A 20175-nucleotide genomic window follows, 5' to 3' on the forward strand; every position below is an offset into this window, starting at 1 on the left:
ATCAAGGCCGCATGCCGAAGGTGCGCGGCCCTGGCGTGCGCAAGGGCTCTGCGAGATTGGCGAAGTCGCAGAGCAGGCGGCGCGTGTCGCGCGGATCGATGATCTCCTCGACGGCGAAGGTCTCGGCTGTGCGGAAGGGCGAGCGCAGCGCATTGAGCCTCACCTCGATCTCGGCGAGCTTGGCCTTGGGATCCTCCGCCGCATCGATCTCCGCGCGATAGGCCGCCTCGATGCCGCCTTCGAGCGGCAGTGAGCCCCACCACGCGGAAAGCCACGCATAGCGCATGGAGAAGCGCCCGGCCGGCACGTGTGCAGCGCCTGCGACGCCGAACACATTGCGGATGATGATCGAGCACCAGGGCACGGTCGTCTGGTTGATCGCCGCCATGGCGCGCACGCCGAGGCGGATGGTCGCCGCGCGCTCGGCTTCCACGCCGATCATGAAGCCGGGGCAGTCCACGAGATGCACGATCGGCATGTGGAAGGTCTCGGCAAGATCGACGAAGCGGATGACCTTGCTGCAGGCATCCGCCGTCCACGCGCCGCTGACGTGGAAAGGATCGCCGGCCATGATGCCGACGGGCAGGCCGTCGAGCCGCGCGAACCCCGTGATCACCGGCCGGCCGAAGTGCCGCCCCATCTCGAAGAACGAGCCGCGGTCCACGAGCGCCTCGATGATCGGGCGCATCTTGTAGGGCTGGTTGCGATCGCGCGGAATGGCCCTGAAGAGCCAGTCCTCGCGCCGGCCTGGCGGATCGACGCGAGGCCCGCGCGGAGCGACCTCGTAGCAGGACGACGGCAGATAGGAGAGGAAGCGGCGCGCACGCTCGAACGCCTCCTCCTCGCTGTCCACGGCATCGTCGACGGCCCCCGCGGCGCACTGGATCTCCCAGCCGCCAAGCTCCTGCTTCGAGAGCGCCTGCTTGTCGCCGATGCGCGCGACCACGGGCGGCCCCGCGACGAACATTGCCGAGGTTTTCTTCGTCATCAGCGAATAGTGGCTCGCCGAGACCTGCGCCGCGCCAAGGCCCGCGACCGAGCCGAGGCCGAGCGCCACGACCGGCACGAGCCCGAGGTTGTCGGCGAGATACTTGTAGCGCATGGACGAGCCGCCGAGGCCGCCCGGCAGGTTCGCGCGCCCCGTCGTCTCGATCGTCTTGACCGACCCACCACCGCCCGAGCCTTCGATGATGCGGATGATGGGCAAGCGAAGCTCATTGGCCATGCGCTCGCCGATCACGGTCTTCTCGGGGATCGTGGCGTCCGCGGAGCCGCCGCGCACTGTGAAGTCGTCGCCGCTGACAATGACGGGGCGGCCATCGATTTTGGCGCGGCCCGTGACGCGGTTCGATGGCGTCATGCCGACAAGATTGCCGGCAGCGTCGTACTCGGCACGCCCGGTCAGCGTTCCGACCTCACTGAATGATCCCGGATCGACGAGACGGCCGACGCGCTCGCGAATCGTGAGTCGCCCTTCGCGATGCTGGCGGTCCACCTTCTCGGTGCCGCCCATCTCCTTGGCATAGTGATCACGCAGACGGAGCTCATCGAGCTCGCTCTGCCATCCCTGCGGCGGTGGTGCGCCGCCAGCGTCGTCATTGGGCATTCGCCTCACTCCCCTGCCGCAGCTTCTCCGGCCGGGCAAGCGAGATTAGCGAGGCCATCCGCCAGGGGCCAGCGACAATCGGGACGCAGGGTCTACGTGCCGACCGCTTCAGGCTTGGAAATCCCGGTGAAAAGCCGCCTTCTCATGATGGTAGACGGCGAGCAGCGCCCGATGCCGCGCGGGTTCGTATGTCCAGTGCCCGGCAAGCCCACGCTGACGCTCGGCGGCCAGCATCCGTGCGAGCTTGGCGATCAGGGCCGCGCGGCCATAGGATGAGCGGTCCGCAAACTCGGACGGCGCCACGGCCATGAGCCAGGGCAGAGATCGGAGATGACGCGGCGGCTGCTCCATGCCCTGATCGTGAGCGCTTCGGCGGCGGCGGGGACAAGGAAGCCACCGGGGCGACAGCAGCAAAGGATGCGGCCATGTCGATGGACTGGGACGAAGCGCGGCAGAAGACGGTTAAGGGTATCCAGGTCGGCGAGAACCTCGAGACCCTCTCGCTCGGCGAGCTCGAAATGCGCATTGCGGCTTTCGAGGCGGAGATCGTCCGCGTCCGCGCCGAGATCACGCGCAAGAAGGCGCACGAGGCCGCAGCAGCGAGCCTGTTCAAGCGGTAGTGAGGATGCGCGGCTGCCTTCCTTCTCCTTCTCCCCGTCCTTATGGGGAGAAGGTCGGGATGAGGGGCGGCGGCAAACGCTGACGTCAGCGCAAGTCCCCGCCCCTCACCCTAACCCTCTCCCCGCACGCGGGGAGAGGGGACTACGGCGGCGAGCGGGGCCGGTGCCTCGCCGCTTCCAACTTCACCACCCCTTGAAGGGCGTATCCGGCGTTGGCGTCAACGGTGCCCGGCGCTCCTTATAGGCGAGCAGGTTATCGACGACGAGCTGGCCCATCTTGTCGCGCGTGAACTGCGAGCCCGATCCGACGTGCGGCAGCAGCGTCACGTTGTCGAGCTCGAGGAAAGCAGGATCGATCTTCGGCTCATTGACGTAGACGTCGAGGCCGGCGCTGTGGATCGTGCGCTTCTTCAGCGCTTCGATGAGATCAGCCTCGTTGACCACCGAACCGCGCGCGACGTTGATCACGATGCCGCGCGACCCGAGCGCCTCCAGCACCGGCTTGTTGATCAGGCCCTGCGTTGCTGGGCCGCCGGGGAGGATCGCGATCAGCGTATCCACGTCCCGCGCCATGGCGACGAGATCGTCGTAGAAGGGATAGGGCACATCAGCCTGCTTCTTGCGACCGAAGTAGCTGAGCGGCACGCCGAAGCCCTCGAGCCGCTTTCCAATGGCCTTGCCGATGCGCCCGAAGCCGATCATGCCGACATGGCGATCGCGCAGCGAGGCCGTATAGCGGAATTCGCCGTTCTTGGCCCAATCTCCCGAGCGCAGATAGGCCTCGGCGTGATTGAACTCGCGCACGGTGGCGATGAGCAGGCCGACCGCCATGTCGGCGACCTCCTCGTTCAGCACCTCCGGCGTATGCGTGATGACGACGCCCTGTGCCTTCGCCGCCGGCACGTCGATGCTGTCGTAGCCGACACCGTAGTTGCTGATGATTTTCAGATTCGGCATCCGCTTGATCATGTCAGCGGTCGTCGCGACGTTGGTCAGCGCCCCCGTGCATACACCCTCGATGCGTGGGCCCACCTCGGCAAACAGACGATCCCAATCGGAAATCTTGTTCAGCCAGTGCACCTCGAAGGCTTCTTCGATCTGGCGGGTGACCAGCGGCATCATCCAGCCGGTTGAAAGCACGATAGGCTTGGACATGGAAAGGGTTAGTCTCCTGCGAGGAAAAGTGCCCTAGTGTGATGATCGAGAAATTCGCCACATGTCGCAGCACTGTACCCAGCGAATTTCTCGATCTGAATCACACGAGCAAGTTTGTGATTCTAGTGTCTCTTTTGATTCCGAAGTTCGCTCGGGGCACCAGCATCGAGGTGCGGCGAACTTGCGGATAGGGACACTAGGCGACACGAAGCAGCCTAAGCATCGCATTGGCATCAAGGGGTGACAACCCTCGGGCCGTGGGCCGGGGCGCCCGCATTTCGGGCACGTTCGAGCACGCATCTTCGACCGTTCACGGCAGTTGCGCGAGCGCCCGCGATTATGGTTAATTGAGCATATCGACCGCTGCGAGAGGGCCCGATGGGCACTTGGTGCGGGGCCGAGTGCGTGGCGAGTCGGGCAGGAAGGTCCTTCCGTAACTGGGAGGACCTTGTTGTTTGTGGGCGCGATTCCTGCTGACACTCTTGCCAGAGGAAGAGCGCGCACATGACCGAACCCAACTACGACGTCGCCATCATCGGCGGAGGCCACAACGGCCTCACCTGCGCCGCCTATCTCGCGCGCGCCGGGCTGAAGGTCGTCGTGCTCGAAGCGCACGACGTGGTCGGCGGGGCGGCGGTCACGGAGAGCTTTGCGCCGGGCTTCCGCAACTCCGTTGCCTCCTACACGGTCAGCCTGCTCAATCCGAAGGTCATCGGCGATCTGGAGCTGACGCGCCACGGGCTCAGGATCGTCGAGCGACCGGCCGCGAACTTCTGGCCCATCGATGGCGAGCGCAGCCTGCTCATGCCCTACGGTCTCGCCAATCGGCAGAAGGCCATCGCGCAATTCTCGGCGCGCGATGCCGAGCGCCTGCCGGCCTACGACGCCGCGTTGGAGCGCGCCGCCGATCTCCTGCGCGATCTCGTGCTGAGGACGCCGCCCAATGTCGGTGGCGGCATTGCCGAGATCGTGCGCGGCGCGGGGCTCGCGCGGCGGCTGCGCGGCCTCAATGTGGAGGGCTGGCGCCTCGTCACGGATCTTTTCACAAAGAGTGCCGCCGACTTCCTCGACCAATGGTTCGAGAGCGACATCGTCAAGGCGGCCTTCGCCTTCGACGGCATTGTCGGCGCCTATGCCTCGCCACACACGCCCGGCACGGCCTACGTCCTGCTGCACCACTGCTTCGGCGAGGTGAACGGCAAGCCCGGCGTATGGGGCCACGCGGTCGGCGGCATGGGCGCGATCTCGGAGGCCATGGCCTCGTCCGCGCGTGCTGCCGGCGCCGAGATCCGCACGAAGGCGCGCGTCGCCAAGCTCCGCATGGCCGGCGGTTGGGTCGCGGGCGTGGTGCTGGAGAACGGAGAGGAGATCCGCGCGCGCGCTGTTGCGTCCGGCATCGGGCCGAAGCTGCTCTTCCGCTCGATCGTGCCGCAGGATGCTCTCGCACCCGAGCTACGCGAGCGCTTTCTGCGCATCAAGACGGGCTCGGGCACGTTCCGTATGAATGTCGCGCTCTCGGAACTGCCGGACTTCACGAGCCGACCGGGAACGAACAAGCAGCCCCATCACGGCGCCGGTATCATCATCGGCCCGACCATCGACTATCTCGACCGCGCCTATCTCGACGCGCGCCGCGAGGGCTGGTCGCGCGAGCCGGTCGTCGAGATGCTCATTCCATCGACGCTCGACGACAGCCTCGCGCCGCAAGGCCAGCATGTGGCGAGCCTCTTCGTGCAGCACGTGGCGCCGCAGCTTCCGACGCCGCGCACCTGGGCCAATGGGCACGAGAAAGAGGACTTCGCCGATCTCGTCATCGAGACGGTGACGAAGCACGCGCCGAATTTCAAGGCATCCGTCATCGCGCGGCAGGTGCTCTCGCCGCTCGATCTGGAGACCCGCTTCGGCCTTATCGACGGCGACATCTTCCACGGGCAGCTTTCGCTCGATCAGCTTTTCTCGGCGCGGCCTGTGCTCGGCCATGCCGACTACCGCCTACCGGTGCCGGGGCTCTATCTCTGCGGATCGGGCGCGCATCCGGGCGGCGGCGTGACCGGCGCACCCGGCCACAATGCCGCCCGCGAGATCATCCGCGATCTCAAGTCGAAGTGGCGGTGGGAGTAGCGCCGATCACATATGGATCGGGCGCTTGTCGACGGCGAGCGCGGCTTCCTTGATCGCCTCGGAGAGCGTCGGGTGCGCGTGGCACGTGCGCGCAAGATCCTCGGCCGAGCCGCCGAACTCCATGATCACCGTCGCCTCGCCGATCAGCTCGCCGGCATTCGCGCCGATAATGTGCACGCCGAGAATGCGGTCCGTGGCGGCATCCGCGAGAACTTTCACGAAGCCCTCGCTCGTGCGGTTCACCTTGGCGCGCGCGTTCGCCGTGAAGGGGAACTTGCCGACCTTGTAGGCAATCCCGGCGGCCTTCAGCTCTTCCTCGCTCTTGCCGACGGATGCGACCTCGGGCGCGGTGTAGATCACGCTCGGGATGGCGCCGTAGTTCACATGCCCTGCTTGCCCGGCGAGCATCTCCGCAACGGCGACGCCTTCCTCCTCGGCCTTGTGCGCGAGCATGGGACCGACGATCACATCGCCGATGGCGTAGATGCCGGGCACGTTCGTCCGGAAGTGCTCATCGACCGCGACGCGCTTCCTCTCGTCGAGCTTCACGCCTGCTTCTTCCAGACCGAGCCCCGTCGTGTACGGCACGCGGCCGATCGCCACCAGCACGACATCCGCGTTGATTTCCTCGGCCTCGCCGCCCTTGGAGGGCTCGACGGTCACTGCGCAACCGCTCTTCGCCGTCTTGATGCCGGTCACCTTGGAGCTGAGCTTGAAGCTGAAGCCCTGCTTGGCGAGAATGCGCTGGAAACTCTTCGCCACATCGAGGTCCATGCCCGGCAGAATGCGGTCGAGGAACTCGATGACCGTCACTTCAGAGCCGAGACGGCGATAGACACTGCCAAGCTCGAGCCCGATCACGCCGGCACCGACGACGAGCAGCTTCTCCGGCACCTTCTCGAGCACCAGCGCGCCCGTCGAGGACACGACCTGCTTCTCGTCGATCTCGATGCCGGGGAGCTTCGCGACATCGGAGCCCGTCGCAATGACGATATTCTTCGTCTCGAGCGTCTCGGTGCCGCCAGCCGTCAGCACGACCTCGACCATGCCCGCGCCGACAATCCGCCCGTGGCCGTGATAGGCCGTGATCTTGTTCTTCTTGAAGAGGAACTCGATGCCGGCCGTATTGCCCTTCACGCCCTCGTCCTTGTAGGCCAGCATACGCGCCAGATCGAACGTCGGCTTGGCGTCGATGCCCATGGCAGCGAAGCCGTGCCCCGCCTCGTGATAGAGCTCGCTCGCGTGCAGCAGCGCCTTCGACGGAATGCATCCGATATTGAGGCACGTGCCGCCGTGCGTCGCGCGCTTCTCGACGACGGCGACTTTCATGCCGAGCTGGGCCGCGCGGATCGCGCACACGTAGCCGCCAGGGCCGGTGCCGATGACGACGAGATCGTAGGAAGCGCTCATGACAGGCTCACATGTTCATCAGGGGGAGCGCGGTCGCGCCGCCTGTTGACGTTGCGCGTCCCGCAAGAAGGCTGTTCGCAGCTTTAGAGCTCCAGAACGAAGCGCTGCGGATCCTCGAGGCATTCCTTCACGCGCACGAGGAAGGTGACGGCCTCGCGGCCATCGACAATGCGATGGTCGTAGCTCAGCGCGAGGTACATCATCGGCCGGATCACGATCTGGCCGTTGCGGACCACCGGGCGATCCTCGATCTTGTGCATGCCGAGAATGCCGGACTGGGGCGCATTGAGGATCGGCGTCGAGAGAAGCGAGCCGTAGACGCCGCCGTTGGAGATCGTGAACGTGCCGCCCTGCATCTCGTCGATGGCAAGCTTGCCATCGCGCGCGCGGCGGCCGAAGTCGGCGATCTTGGCCTCGATCTCGGCGAGGTTCATGCGATCGGCCTCACGCACGACGGGCACCACGAGGCCCCGTTCCGTGCCGACGGCAACGCCGACATGGTAGTAGTTCTTGTAGATGATGTCGGCGCCGTCGATCTCGGCGTTGACGGCCGGGATCTCCTTCAGCGCCTGGATGCACGCCTTCACGAAGAAGCTCATGAAGCCGAGCTTCACGCCGTGGCGCTTCTCGAACAGATCCTTGTACTGGCTGCGCATGGCCATCACGGCGCTCATGTCCACGTCGTTGAACGTGGTGAGCATGGCCGCGGTGTTCTGCGCATCCTTGAGGCGGCGCGCGATGGTCTGGCGCAGGCGCGTCATGCGCACACGCTCCTCGCGCGCCTCGTCGTTCGGCGTGGACGGGAGCCGCATCTGCTGGGGCGCGACAACCGGCACGGACGGCGCATAAGCGATCGTGGCTGCGGCAGCAGCGGCAGGCGCGGACTCGGCCTTGGGGCGCGCTTCGGCGGTGAGCACGTCTTCCTTCAGGACCTGCCCGCGACGGCCGGAGCCGGCGACCTCATTTTCGGAGAGGCCCTTCTCCTTCATGAGCTTGCCGGCGGCGGGTGACGGCGGCATGGCCGGACCCGATGATGCTGCAGGCTTCGGCGGCGCCTTGGCCTCGGCCTTGGGCGCTGCTGGAGCTGCGGCCGGCGCAGCCTTGGCCGGCGCCGGTTTTGCCGCAGCATCACCTTCATTGAGGCGGCCGATCACCGTGCCGACTGCGACGGTCGCGCCCTCGTCCACGGCGAGCTCGGCGAGCACACCGTTCGCAGGGGCCGAAACCTCGACGGTCACCTTGTCCGTTTCGAGCTCGCACAGCGGCTCGTCGACGGCGACCGCCTCTCCAGCCTTCTTGAACCACTTGGCAAGCGTCGCCTCGGTCACGGATTCGCCGAGCGTCGGCACCTTGATATCGATCGCCATCTCATCTCTCTCTCATCGCGCGCACCGCGGATCGGCCGCGCGCAAGTTTTTTCCTGCTCAGGCGCAATTCTCAGAGGAGCGCCTGATCGACTAGGTTCTTCTGCTCTTCAGCGTGCTTCTTCGCGAGACCTGTCGCCGTCGCTGCCGAAGAAGGCCGGCCGGCATAGCGCGGGCGGCGGTGCTTCGCCTCGACCTGATCGAGGACCCATTCGAGGTTCGGCTCCATGAAGGACCATGCGCCCATGTTCTTCGGCTCTTCCTGAGCCCAAACCATCTCCGCCTTGGCAAAGCGGGAGAGCTCGTTGATGAGCGCCTTCGCCGGGAACGGGTAGAACTGCTCGACGCGCAGCAGGTAGATGTCATTGATGCCGGCTGCCTCGCGCGCCTCGTAAAGGTCGTAGTAGACCTTGCCCGAGCACATCACGACGCGGCGGATCTTCTCGTCGGCGACGAGCTTGATCTTCTCGCCCTCGCGGGCCTGCGCATCATCCCAGAGCACGCGATGGAACGTGGTCCCCGGCCCCATGTCGTCGAGGCGCGAGGTGACGCGCTTGTGCCGCAGCAGCGACTTCGGCGTCATCAGGATCAGCGGCTTCCTGAATTTGCGGTGAAGCTGGCGGCGCAGAATGTGGAAGTAGTTCGCCGGCGTCGAGCAGTTGGCGACCTGCCAGTTGTCCTCGGCGCACATCTGCAGATAGCGCTCGAGGCGGGCCGAGGAGTGCTCCGGGCCCTGGCCCTCATAGCCATGCGGCAGCAGGCAGACGAGGCCGGACATGCGCAGCCACTTCCTCTCGCCGGACGAGAGGAACTGGTCGAAGATCACCTGGGCGCCGTTCGCGAAGTCGCCGAACTGCGCTTCCCACATGGCGAGCGCCATGGGCTCAGTGAGCGTGTAGCCGTACTCGAAACCGAGCACCGCTTCCTCGGAGAGCATCGAGTTGATGACCTCGAAGCGGCCCTGATCAGGCGAGACATATTTCAGCGGCGTGTAACGACGCTCGCTCTCCTGATCGATGAGCACGGAGTGGCGCTGCGAGAACGTGCCGCGCTCCACATCCTGGCCCGAAAGCCGGACGGGGAAGCCCTCCTTCAGCAGCGTGCCGAAGGCGAGGTGCTCGGCCATGGCCCAGTCGATGCCCTCGCCGCTCTCGACCATCTCGCGACGGCGATCGAGCAGGCGCTGGATCGTCTTGTGGGCATTGAAATCCTGCGGAATGCTGGTGATGCGGCGCCCCACATCGCGCAGCACGTCGAGGTCGACACCGGTATTGCCGCGCCGCGCCTCGTCATCGGCAAAGCCGATGTCGGCCCAGCGGCCATCGAGCCAGTCGGCCTTGTTCGGCTTGTAGCTCTCGGCGGCGGCCATTTCATCATCGAGGCGCGCACGGTTCTGCTGGCGCAGGGCCGCTTCGTCCTCGGCCGTGACCACGCCTTCCTCGATGAGCTGCTTGGCATAGAGCTGAGAGGTCGTCGCGTGCGAGCGGATCTTGCGATACATGAGCGGCTGCGTGAACGCCGGCTCGTCGGACTCGTTGTGTCCGTAGCGGCGGTAGCACACCATGTCGATGACGACCGGCTTCTGGAAGCGCTGGCGGAACTCCGTCGCGATCTTGGCGACGTGGACCACCGCCTCGGGGTCATCGCCGTTCACGTGGAAGATCGGGGCCTCGACCATCTTGGCGACATCGGTGCAGTAGGGCGACGAGCGCGAATAGCGCGGGTTCGTCGTGAAGCCGATCTGGTTGTTGATGATGAAGTGGATCGAGCCGCCCGTGCGGTGCCCCTTGAGGCCCGAAAGGCCGAAGCACTCGGCGACCACACCCTGGCCGGCAAAGGCCGCATCACCATGGATGAGCAGCGGCAGGACCGCGCCGCGCTCGCCCGGCTTGCAGCCGTGCTGATCCTGCTTGGCGCGCACCTTGCCGAGCACGACCGGATCGACGATCTCGAGGTGCGAGGGGTTCGCCGTCAGCGAAAGATGGACCTTGTTCTGGTCGAACTCGCGGTCCGAGGACGCACCGAGGTGGTACTTGACGTCGCCCGAGCCCTCGACATCGTCGGGCTTGAAGGAACCGCCCTTGAACTCGTTGAAGATCGCGCGCAGCGGCTTGCTCATGACGCTCGCGAGCACGTTGAGGCGCCCGCGGTGCGCCATGCCGAAGACGATCTCCTTCACGCCGAGCTGACCACCGCGCTTGATGATCTGCTCCAGCGCCGGGATCATCGCTTCGCCGCCATTGAGGCCGAAGCGCTTCGTGCCGGTATATTTGACGTCGGCGAAGGTCTCGAAGGACTCGGACTCGATGAGCTTGTTGAGGATCGCGCGCTTGCCTTCCTTAGTGAAGGTAATGTCCTTGTCCGGCCCCTCGATGCGCTCCTGGAGCCACGCCTTTTGTACGGGGCTCGTGATGTGCATGAACTCGACGCCGATCTGCCGGCAGTAGGTGCGCCGCAGGATGCGCAGGATCTGGCGCATGGTCGCGGTTTCGAGGCCGAGCACCTTGTCGATGAAGATCGGGCGATCGAGATCGGCATCGGTGAAGCCGTAGGTCTCGGGGCGCAGCTCCTTGTGGATCTTGCGCTCTGAAATGCCGAGAGGATCGAGGTCGGCGGCGAGATGGCCCATGACGCGATAGGCGCGGATGAGCATGAGCGCGCGGAGGCTGTCCTGCGTGGCGCGGTAGGAGGCGGCCGGCGAGAGCTCGTAGCCGAAAGATTGCGCCCGCTGGCCGATCTTCTCACGCACGTCCCGCTCGGCGGCGCCATAGTCTGCCGTCAGGGCGGCGACCAGCTCGCCCGAAGCTCCTGAGGTCGTCGCCTGCAGCTCATCGAGCGTCCGGCCCCAGGACGGCCCGCCATTGCCCTCGCCGCCTTGGCGCGCCTGCTCTTCCTGGAGGCTCTGGAAAAACAATCGCCACTGATCGCTGACCGAGCCCGGATTGCGCTCGTACTGAGCCTGCATTTCCTCGATGTAGGCGGCGTTCACACCATTCAAAAACGAAGTGAGCGCAAAGGCTTGGTTCGATTCCTGGCGAGACATCTGCGGTTTCGTCCTGTTGTGGCCTAATGTGCCGGGCGCACGAACATCCCCGGTATGCGGCGCATCCGGCTTAAGATTGCGGCGTTCCTTAGACCATATCCGACCACGTGAGTAGTCATTAGATCGGCGCACCCCCAGCGGGATGCAATGGTGGGCGTGACGCGATTCCGTCACCGACGCCAGACATTACCGAGGGCGCGTGACGTTTTGGTGCACGTTCTTCAGGCGCCGGCTGCGGCGGACGCTGACCGCCGCACCGGGCGTGGGACTAGAGCGCGGAAAACCCTGACATCAGGTGAACTTTTGGCGGAGCACGGAGCCCCGCCGCCTCAAGCCTTGGCCGCCGCGAGCAGCGTCGTCCCGAGGCTCGCCGGGCTGTCCGCGACGGCGATGCCGGCCGCGCGCATGGCCTCGAACTTGTCCTCGGCCTTGCCTTTGCCGCCCGAGATGATGGCGCCGGCATGCCCCATGCGCCGCCCCGGAGGCGCCGTGGAACCAGCAATGAAACCAGCCATCGGCTTCGAGCGCCCCTTGGCCGCCTCGCGCCGGATGAACTCGCAGGCATCTTCCTCGGAGGAGCCGCCGATCTCGCCGATCATGATGATCGCCTCGGTCTCGGCGTCCGAAAGGAACATGTCGAGCACATCGATGAAGTCCGTGCCCTTGACCGGGTCGCCGCCGATCCCGACGGCCGTCGACTGACCGAGCCCGGCGTCGCTCGTCTGCTTCACGGCCTCGTAGGTCAGCGTGCCGGAGCGCGAGACGATGCCGACATTGCCCTTCTTGAAGATATTGCCGGGCATGATGCCGATCTTGCACTGGTTCGGCGTCAGCACGCCGGGGCAGTTCGGCCCGATCAGGCGCGACCAGCTTCCCGTCAGCGCCCGCTTGACCTTGATCATGTCCATCACCGGGATGCCCTCGGTGATGCAGATGATGAGCGGGAATTCGGCGTCGATCGCCTCCAGGATCGCGTCGGCGGCGTAGGGCGGCGGTACGTAGATCGACGTCGCCGTGGCGCCCGTCGCCTCCCGCGCCTGCTTCACCGTATCGAAGATCGGCACGTCGGAGAGCTCGGGATCGGGATGCTTGGAGCCGCCCCGGCCCGGCGTCACGCCGCCAACAATCTGGGTGCCATAGGCCTTTGCGGCCTTGGTATGGAAGGTGCCCTGGCTACCTGTGATGCCCTGACAAATGACTTTGGTGCTCTTGTCGACGAGGATGGCCATCGGCAGTTCCCTGGTTGCTCGTGCCCCCTTCTCCGACAGATTGCGGGCGCGATCAAGTGCCGCAATCAGCGCAGGAATGCTGCTTTTGTCCTAAGGCTTCCTGCGGTTGACGGGCGGCGGCTGCATGTCAGGGCTGTAGAAAATCGCGTGCCCCTGGCAACCCGCACCCGCTTTCGCCATGTTGTAGCTCTAGCCGTTCGCGTCAGACGGACGGGCAAAGCGCTTCGTCCCAGGTGATGAGCGGAGGCAGCGGGCATGGTCTTGCGTTGCAGCCAGATGCAACCGCCCGGTGCAGACGACGGCGGCGAGACCCCGGAGCTGCATCGGCAGACTTTCCCTGCGTCTTTTCGCACGCAGATCGCCGAGCTGACCGAAGGCGGCCGCAATATCGAGGATCTCGCCGCGTCCTTCCCGGCGCTGCTGTTTGCACTGGCCACCGACTATGCGACGCCCGAGCGCCGGCGCGCCGCGCTCGATGCCATTCTCGCCGGCAAGAAGCTCAAGGCGGTGGCCCAACTTCTGGGCCTTCCCTTTTGGCTCCGCCGCTTGCCGCCTGCGGCGCTGACGGGCCCCTTGCCGGTTCTGCCGGATGATCCGGATTTTGCCCTTACTGCCGTCCCGGCCCTGCCTCGTCAGCCCGAGGCCATGCTGCCCTGGCTCGACTTCATCAGCCTCGCCGACCGCCTTGCGGGGCGCGACGTCGCTCTCTGGTTCGCACGGCATCACCGGCTTACGCCGCCGGTCGCGGCCAATGCCGAGGCCCTTTGGACGCTCGCCTGGGCCTTCTACGCCAAACACCCGGGCACGCTCGCCGGCCGCATCCAACGCCGGAGCTGGACGCCGCGCACCGGCCCTCGCTCGGCCCGGGACGAAACCGCGAACTGGCGAAAACGCATCGAGGGCCTGCTCGCGCTCGGCACGGGCTTTCCCGATACGTGGTTCGCCAATGGCACGGCCATGGGCTACGAGTTCATCGCGCTCAAAGGCCCCGAGGATCTGTTTGCCGAATGCGCCTCCATGCGCAACTGCCTCGATCTCTATGCGCTGCGCCTCGGGCACATGCGCTCGCGCCTCTTCAGCGTGCGTGCGCGCGGCAAATCGATCGCGACGCTGGAGCTCGGCCTGCGCAATGATGAGGTCGGCGTGCCGTTCATCGTTCAATTGAGGGGCATCGGGAACCGCCGCGCTTCGCCCTCCGTCTGGCAGGCCGTGCACGCCTGGATGGGTAGTCAATCATTCGCCCATCTCGATCACGTGCCGCGCCCCAAGCGCATGTCGCTCGTGCTCCGGCGCGAGATCTGGGCTCCCCTGACAGAAACCGCGGCGGCCATCGGCATGAGCGCGCGTGTCGAGCCCCTGACGATCGGCCGCTCGCTAAAGCAACGGACTTGAAATTCACTCCCCGCCAGCCTCGGCAGGGGGGCGCATTCAAGGTCCGACGCTTTAGTCCGGCGGAAGTCCGTGACGCGCTGACGGTGTAGCTCGGCGACGATCTCACTTACCGAGCCCGAAGGCCGTCGCGAGCTGCTTGAGCGTGCGCGTACGGATTTCGTAGGCCGGCGCGATCGCGACGACGATCACCTCGTCGGCTTGGAACTCGGCCTTCACATCCATGATCCGCGTCGCGACCTCGTCGACCGAGCCGATGGTGGCGCGCGGGCGCTCGCGCGCGGCAATCGCCGCCTCGCGATCCGTCATCTGATGCGCAAGTGCTTCCTCGAGCGTCGGCATACGGCGATTGACGCCCATCGCCGTCCATGCCCAGCGGAGCAGCATGGCCTTTTCGATGGCCTGCGCCTCCTCGGGACTGTCGGCGCAGAGCGCGATCATGGCCAGCGCGAGGCGCGGCTCCTCATCATGGCCCTTGCGGAAATGCTCGCGATAAGCGTGCGCGACCTGCGCGCCGGTATAGGCATTGATGAAGTGCGCGAAGGCGAAGTGCATCCCGAGATGGGCCGCGAACGACGCGCCGCCTGTGGATGAGCCGAGCACCCACATTTCAGGGTTCGTCGGTCCAACGGGATTGGCGATCTCGCCATGGAGCGGATGGCCGTCCGGCACCGTGCCTTTGAAGATCGCCGACAGCTCCATGAGCTGGCGCACGAAGCCCTCCTCGCTATCGACGGGCTTTCCGTCGAACAGCACGCGCGCCGTGCGCGGATGGCCGCCGGGCGCGCGCCCGAGCCCGAGATCGATACGGCCGGGATAGAGCGCTTCGAGCATCTTGAACTGCTCGGCGATCTTGAAGCTCGCGTAGTAGGGCAGCATGATGCCGCCCGTACCAATGCGAATGCGCTCTGTCTCCGCGCCAAGCCGCGCAAGCAGGATCTCGGGGCTCGCGTCGGCGAGCCCGAGAAGCCCGTGATGCTCGGCAAGCCAGTAGCGGTGATAACCGAGCTGGTCTGCGAGGCGGGCGAGCTCGATCGTCGACTGGATCGCCTCGGCAGGCGTCGCGCCGCCGATGATCGGCGACTGATCGAGCACCGAAACGGGAAAGTCGGCCATCAGGCCTTCGCCTGCTTGGGAACGTAAGCCTCGACGGGACCGCCGGCTTCCTTCCAGCCCTTGAAGCCGCCGAGGATGTGCGCAACCGGCTTCAGGCCCATATCCTGCGCCGTCTTGGCCGCCAACGCTGAGCGCATCGCCCCCGCGCAGAAGAAGACGAACTTCTTGTCCTCGCCGAAGAGCGGCTTGTAGTAGGGGCTCGCGGGATCGATCCAGAACTCGAGCATACCGCGCGTGACGTGGAAGGCACCCGGGACCTTGCCGTCGCGCTCGAGCTCGCGCGGATCGCGGATATCGACAAGGACGATATCTGGATTGCCGATGAGCTTGATAGCTTCCTCCGGCGGGATCTCCTCGATCTGCTTCTTGGCCTCTTTGACCATGGTCATGACGCTGTTGGTGATCGTCTGGGCCATCGTTCGGCTCCTCATTGATAGTGTCTGAAACACGCGTTGATTGGACGATGGCACTGCCGGCTGCGTACGGCAAGAGCGCCGCCCTGCGCGTGCAGATGCGCATCCATGCACTTGACGTCGAGTTGTAAGCGGGCTTAACACCCGAAGTGGTTGATGGAGATGCCTGATGAGCACCGCCTACGACAGCAGCAACATCTTCGCCAAGATCATTCGCGGCGAGCTACCGGCGTACAAGGTCTACGAGGACGCCGACACGCTTGCCTTCATGGACATCATGCCGCGCTCGCGGGGACACGCGCTCGTGATCCCCAAGACACCGGCGCGTAATATTCTCGATGCGAACCCGTCTCAACTCGCCGCATGCCTTGCAACGGCGCAGAAGGTCGGCCGCGCGGCGATGAAGGCTTTCGATGCCGACGGCCTGACGCTGCAGCAGTTCAATGAGACGGCTGGCGGCCAGGTCGTGTTCCATCTTCATTTTCATGTACTGCCGCGCTGGAGCAGCCAGAAGCTGCAGCCGCATACGGGCCAGATGGAGAAGCCCGAGGTGCTCGCCGCCAACGCCGAGAAGCTGCGTCAGGCGCTGGAAGCCGGTTAGATTGCATCCCACGCTCAGCCGATGATGAAGTGGCCTGCGAGGAGCGCCAGCGTCCCCGCCAGAACCCCAGCACCGAGATTCTTGCGGAAGGCGAAGAATGCCGCGATGCCGACCGCGGCGGCGCCATAGCGCGTCGGCGCACTCATGGCCGCCATGGCGCCGGTCGGGAACACGACGAGGCGCGCAACGAGCCCGGCCACGATCGCGGACGACACCGCGCGCACCCAGATGAACACCTCGCTGTTCGGATCGAGATCGCGGCCGATGAGCGCGCCGGCCCAGCGCCACGGCTCGCTCGCGAGAAAGCCAGCAACGAAGAAGGGCAGGTAGCCACCCCACGTGCCCCACACGCCGGGAAGATTGCTCATGCCCGCCTCCAGCGGCCGAGCACCCAGGCGAGCGTACCGCCCGCAAGGCCGGTAACGAGGAGATCGAAGCCCGGCAGCCACATGGAGGCGAAGGGCGCGATGACTACGCCCGCGACAATGGCGAAATGATCTGCGCGCGAGCGCGCCGTCTCGATCATCGCCAGGAGGAACGTCAGCGGCATCGTGAAGAGCAGCGCCGCAGCCATCCATTGTGGGACTGTTCCCGCTGCGAGGTAACCAAGCGCCGTCGACGCGAGCGTGCCCGTGAGGATGCCGACGCCAATGCCGAGATAGTAGACGAGCCGCACTTCCGCCGGTGCCGTCGGCAAACGCCGCAAGCCTTCGATCCACACGGTCACGGCGACGAAGTGCACGACCAGCAGCTCATGCCAGCGCGGTCCGCTATGCCCCTTGAGCCAGGGCATGATCACCACCGTCATCGGCAGGAAGCGCACGGCCGTCAGGCTGACGGCAAGCGCAGCGGCGGCGAGCGAGGCCCCGCGCGCAGCGTGGTCGGCCAGCACGACCTGCGCCGGAAGCGCCTGGAGGAAGATCGGAAGCGCCAGTGCCTGACCGAGCGTGAGGCCGACCTCGCGCGCAAAGGCGCCATAGCCGAGAATACCCGCGTAGAGCACCAGCGCCGGCACGCCATACATGGCGAGCGTACCCTGCCAGAAGGCGCGCATACGCGTCATGGACCTAGGTGCTGCGGGAGGTTCGGTCATGGGTGCCCGATCGGATAGAAGTTGAAGGGGCCGATGCCCGAACGCGAAAATGCCCGCCGGAGAGGGCGGGCATTTCCTGTCTACGTCGCGAAGGGCTGAGCCTCAATCGTCTTTTCGGCGACGAGGCACACTCGGCACGGCACCCGAGGGCTTCTTCGGCCCCGAGAGCGAGCGCTTCGGGCCTGCGCCGACCAGCGCATCGACCGGCGGATCGTCGTCGACGATATCATCGTCGTCGTCTTCCTCCTCCTCAGCCTTCGCCTTGGCCTGCCTCGCCGCAGGGTCGGCCGGCAGGTATTCGAAGGCGAGCTTCGAGTCTTCGCCCGTGCCCTCGGTGGTGATCTTGACGATCCCACCGTGCTCGAGCTTGCCGAAGAGCAGCTCCTCGGCGAGCGGCTTCTTGATGTATTCCTGAATGACGCGGGCGAGCGGCCGGGCGCCGAACTTCTCGTCGTAGCCCTTGGCAACGAGCCACTTGGTCGCGCCCTCGCCGAGCTCGATCGTCACCCCACGGTCGGCGAGCTGCGCCTCGAGCTGGAAGACGAACTTCTCGACGACCTTGGTGATGACGTCCGCAGGGAGCCCGCTGAAAGCCACCACGGCATCGAGGCGGTTGCGGAACTCCGGTGTGAACAGCCGGTTGATCGCCTCCGCGTCATCGCCCTCGCGCTTCGTGCGGTTGAAGCCGATCGCCGCCTTGGCCATGTCGGCCGCGCCCGCATTCGTCGTCATGATGAGGATGACGTTGCGGAAGTCGACCTGCTTGCCGTTGTGGTCGGTCAGCTTGCCGTGATCCATGACCTGCAGAAGGATATTGAACAGGTCCGGATGCGCCTTCTCGATCTCGTCGAGCAGAAGCACGCTGTGCGGATGCTGGTCGATCCCGTCGGTCAGGAGACCGCCCTGGTCGAAGCCGACGTAGCCCGGAGGCGCACCAATGAGACGCGAGACCGTGTGCTTCTCCATGTATTCGGACATGTCGAAGCGCAGGAGCTCGATGCCCATGAGGTTCGCGAGCTGCTTCGCCACCTCGGTCTTGCCGACGCCGGTCGGACCCGAGAACAGGTAGCAGCCAATGGGCTTTTCCGGCTCGCGCAGGCCGGCACGTGCCAGCTTGATCGCGCTCGAGAGCGCCTCGATGGCCTTGTCCTGACCGAAGACGACGCGCTTCAGGTCCTTCTCGAGGTTCGACATGACCTCGGCATCGGACTTGGAGACGGTCTTCGGCGGGATGCGCGCCATCGTGGCGATCGTCGCCTCGATCTCGCTCACGCCGATCTTCTTCTTGCGCTTGCCTTCCTCGACGAGCATCTGGCTTGCGCCCGTCTCGTCGATGACGTCGATCGCCTTATCCGGCAGCTTGCGGTCGTGGATGTACTTCGCCGAGAGCTCCACCGCGGCCTTGATCGCGCCGCGCGTGTACTTGAGCTTGTGGAAGTTCTCGAAGTACGGCTTCAGACCCTTCAGGATCTCGATCGTGTCCTCGACCGAAGGCTCCTTGACGTCGATCTTCTGGAAGCGCCGGACGAGCGCCCGGTCCTTCTCGAAGTGCTGGCGGTACTCCTTGTAGGTCGTCGAGCCGATGCAGCGCACCGCCCCCGACTGAAGCGCGGGCTTCAGCAGGTTGGACGCATCCATCGCACCGCCGGACGTCGCGCCGGCGCCGATCACCGTATGAATCTCGTCGATGAAGAGGATCGCACCCGGATAGGCCTCGACCTCCTTCATGACCGCCTTCAGACGCTCCTCGAAATCGCCGCGGTAGCGCGTGCCGGCGAGCAGCGCGCCCATGTCGAGCGCGAAGATCGTCGCATCACGCAGCACCTCGGGCACCTCGCCGCGGATGATCTTGCGCGCAAGGCCTTCAGCGATCGCCGTCTTGCCGACGCCGGGGTCACCGACGAACAGCGGGTTGTTCTTCTGGCGCCGGCAGAGCACCTGGATGGTGCGCAGCACCTCCGGCAGGCGCCCGATGAGCGGGTCGATCTTGCCGTCGCGGGCCTTCTTGTTGAGATTGACGCAGTAGGTGTTGAGCGCGTCGGCGCCGGCCTTCTTCTCGCCGGCCGCGCCTTCGGTGCCACCTTCCTCGTCGACGCCACGCACCTGACGCGGCTCGCTCATGCCCGGCCGCTTGGCAATGCCATGGCTGATGTACTGGACGGCATCAAAGCGCGTCATCTCCTGCTCCTGCAGGAAGAACGCGGCGTGGCTCTCACGCTCGGCAAAGAGCGCGACCAGCACCTGCGCGCCCGTCACCTCCTCGCGGCTGGAAGACTGGACGTGCACCACCGCGCGGTGAATGACGCGCTGGAAGGCCGTCGTCGGCGCCGCTTCGACCGCGTTCTTCGACACGTGCATGTCGAGCTCCTCGTCGAGGAACTCGGTCACGCGGCGGCGGATCTTCTCGATGTCGACGTTGCACGCACGCATGACGCCCGCGGCGTCGGCATCATCGAGCAGCGCCAGCAGCAAGTGCTCGAGCGTTGCATATTCATGCGACCGCTCGTTGGCATACTCAAGCGCGCGGTGGAGAGCCTGTTCGAGGCTTTGCGAGAAGGATGGCAAGGGCGTCCTATTCCTTTTCCATAGTGCACTGCAACGGATGCTGGTGCTGGCGCGAGAAGTCCATCACCTGGGCAACCTTCGTCTCAGCGATCTCGTACGTGTACACCCCGCATATGCCGACACCTTTGTGGTGAACGTGCAGCATGATCCGGGTGGCATCCTCCCGCCCCTTGTTGAAGAAACGCTCCAGCACATGAACGACGAACTCCATCGGCGTGTAGTCGTCGTTCAGCAGCAGCACCTTGTACAGGCTCGGCCGCTTCGTCTTTGGACGGGTCTTGGTGACGAGGCCGGTCTTACCCTCGCCCTCGCCGCCTTCGCCGTCCGCTCCGTTTCCGTTCTTGCCCGCCATCGTCAGTTGATTTCGATCCAGCATTCCCGAGGCCCAGCGCTTCCCAACCATGAAAGCCCTAACCGGCACACATCGCGGCCCCAGCCGCGGATTTCCTG

The 20175-nt window shown here is 65.6% G+C and carries 17 protein-coding genes; 4 read left to right on the forward strand and 13 right to left on the reverse strand.

Going from position 1 to position 20175, the window contains the following annotated elements; all coding sequences use genetic code 11:
• Position 1: 1 nt before the first annotated feature.
• Both CS1BSM3_RS03955 and CS1BSM3_RS03960 read right to left on the reverse strand, forming a co-directional pair.
• Entirely contained in the window at positions 2 to 1606 is a 1605-nt protein-coding gene (locus tag CS1BSM3_RS03955) for an acyl-CoA carboxylase subunit beta (protein WP_072385651.1), read from the reverse strand.
• A gap of 108 nt (positions 1607 to 1714) precedes the next feature.
• A complete protein-coding gene (locus tag CS1BSM3_RS03960; protein WP_072385652.1) occupies positions 1715 to 1957 on the reverse strand; it encodes a hypothetical protein in 243 nt (80 codons plus the stop codon).
• A gap of 74 nt (positions 1958 to 2031) precedes the next feature.
• Here CS1BSM3_RS03960 and CS1BSM3_RS03965 point away from each other — a divergent pair, with 74 nt between their 5' ends.
• The gene (locus CS1BSM3_RS03965) at positions 2032 to 2226 is read left to right on the forward strand and encodes a DUF1192 domain-containing protein (protein WP_244540414.1); all 195 of its coding nucleotides are present in this window, start codon (positions 2032 to 2034) and stop codon (positions 2224 to 2226) included.
• Between the two features lie 183 nt (positions 2227 to 2409).
• On the opposite strand, the gene CS1BSM3_RS03970 is transcribed toward CS1BSM3_RS03965, so the two are convergent.
• Positions 2410 to 3381: a 2-hydroxyacid dehydrogenase gene (locus tag CS1BSM3_RS03970; protein WP_072385653.1), complete on the reverse strand. Its 972-nt coding sequence runs from the start codon at positions 3379 to 3381 to the stop codon at positions 2410 to 2412.
• Positions 3382 to 3885: 504 nt separating this feature from the next.
• On the opposite strand from CS1BSM3_RS03970, the gene CS1BSM3_RS03975 reads away from it, so the two are divergent.
• Complete coding sequence (locus CS1BSM3_RS03975) at positions 3886 to 5502, forward strand: phytoene desaturase family protein (protein ID WP_072385654.1); 1617 nt, start codon at positions 3886 to 3888, stop codon at positions 5500 to 5502.
• Between the two features lie 6 nt (positions 5503 to 5508).
• On the opposite strand, the gene lpdA is transcribed toward CS1BSM3_RS03975, so the two are convergent.
• The 4 genes from lpdA to sucD form a co-directional block, all read right to left on the reverse strand.
• On the reverse strand, positions 5509 to 6912 hold the full coding sequence (gene lpdA / locus CS1BSM3_RS03980; protein ID WP_072385655.1) for a dihydrolipoyl dehydrogenase: 1404 nt from the start codon (positions 6910 to 6912) through the stop codon (positions 5509 to 5511).
• Between the two features lie 83 nt (positions 6913 to 6995).
• Positions 6996 to 8279: a 2-oxoglutarate dehydrogenase complex dihydrolipoyllysine-residue succinyltransferase gene (gene odhB / locus CS1BSM3_RS03985; RefSeq protein ID WP_072385656.1), complete on the reverse strand. Its 1284-nt coding sequence runs from the start codon at positions 8277 to 8279 to the stop codon at positions 6996 to 6998.
• A gap of 70 nt (positions 8280 to 8349) precedes the next feature.
• Complete coding sequence (locus tag CS1BSM3_RS03990; protein ID WP_072385657.1) at positions 8350 to 11319, reverse strand: 2-oxoglutarate dehydrogenase E1 component; 2970 nt, start codon at positions 11317 to 11319, stop codon at positions 8350 to 8352.
• A 329-nt stretch (positions 11320 to 11648) separates the two neighbouring features.
• The gene (gene sucD, locus CS1BSM3_RS03995; protein ID WP_072385658.1) at positions 11649 to 12548 is read right to left on the reverse strand and encodes a succinate--CoA ligase subunit alpha; all 900 of its coding nucleotides are present in this window, start codon (positions 12546 to 12548) and stop codon (positions 11649 to 11651) included.
• Between the two features lie 255 nt (positions 12549 to 12803).
• Between sucD and CS1BSM3_RS04000 the strand changes: the two genes are divergently transcribed.
• Positions 12804 to 13940 carry a hypothetical protein gene (locus CS1BSM3_RS04000; protein ID WP_072385659.1) on the forward strand — a complete coding sequence of 379 codons (1137 nt, stop codon included), beginning with the start codon at positions 12804 to 12806 and terminating at the stop codon, positions 13938 to 13940.
• A 102-nt stretch (positions 13941 to 14042) separates the two neighbouring features.
• On the opposite strand, the gene CS1BSM3_RS04005 is transcribed toward CS1BSM3_RS04000, so the two are convergent.
• Both CS1BSM3_RS04005 and CS1BSM3_RS04010 read right to left on the reverse strand, forming a co-directional pair.
• The gene (locus CS1BSM3_RS04005) at positions 14043 to 15053 is read right to left on the reverse strand and encodes an LLM class flavin-dependent oxidoreductase (protein ID WP_072385660.1); all 1011 of its coding nucleotides are present in this window, start codon (positions 15051 to 15053) and stop codon (positions 14043 to 14045) included.
• Positions 15053 to 15469 (reverse strand): rhodanese-like domain-containing protein, encoded by a 417-nt coding sequence (locus CS1BSM3_RS04010; protein ID WP_072385661.1) that lies wholly within the window; start codon positions 15467 to 15469, stop codon positions 15053 to 15055. Before CS1BSM3_RS04010 ends, CS1BSM3_RS04005 begins: the two co-directional genes overlap by 1 nt.
• Positions 15470 to 15635: 166 nt before the next feature.
• Here CS1BSM3_RS04010 and CS1BSM3_RS04015 point away from each other — a divergent pair, with 166 nt between their 5' ends.
• Positions 15636 to 16067 carry an HIT family protein gene (locus tag CS1BSM3_RS04015; protein WP_072385662.1) on the forward strand — a complete coding sequence of 144 codons (432 nt, stop codon included), beginning with the start codon at positions 15636 to 15638 and terminating at the stop codon, positions 16065 to 16067.
• Between the two features lie 14 nt (positions 16068 to 16081).
• On the opposite strand, the gene CS1BSM3_RS27855 is transcribed toward CS1BSM3_RS04015, so the two are convergent.
• From CS1BSM3_RS27855 to clpS, 4 genes are all read right to left on the reverse strand, one after another.
• A complete protein-coding gene (locus CS1BSM3_RS27855) occupies positions 16082 to 16435 on the reverse strand; it encodes an AzlD domain-containing protein (protein ID WP_072385663.1) in 354 nt (117 codons plus the stop codon).
• On the reverse strand, positions 16432 to 17160 hold the full coding sequence (locus tag CS1BSM3_RS04025) for an AzlC family ABC transporter permease (protein WP_083528214.1): 729 nt from the start codon (positions 17158 to 17160) through the stop codon (positions 16432 to 16434). Before CS1BSM3_RS04025 ends, CS1BSM3_RS27855 begins: the two co-directional genes overlap by 4 nt.
• Positions 17161 to 17262: 102 nt before the next feature.
• Positions 17263 to 19725 carry an ATP-dependent Clp protease ATP-binding subunit ClpA gene (clpA, locus tag CS1BSM3_RS04030; RefSeq protein ID WP_072385664.1) on the reverse strand — a complete coding sequence of 821 codons (2463 nt, stop codon included), beginning with the start codon at positions 19723 to 19725 and terminating at the stop codon, positions 17263 to 17265.
• 7 nt (positions 19726 to 19732) lie between these two features.
• Positions 19733 to 20077 (reverse strand): ATP-dependent Clp protease adapter ClpS, encoded by a 345-nt coding sequence (gene clpS / locus CS1BSM3_RS04035; protein WP_072385665.1) that lies wholly within the window; start codon positions 20075 to 20077, stop codon positions 19733 to 19735.
• Positions 20078 to 20175: the final 98 nt, after the last annotated feature.

Source organism: Hyphomicrobium sp. CS1BSMeth3 (assembly GCF_900117415.1).
GTDB lineage: Bacteria > Pseudomonadota > Alphaproteobacteria > Rhizobiales > Hyphomicrobiaceae.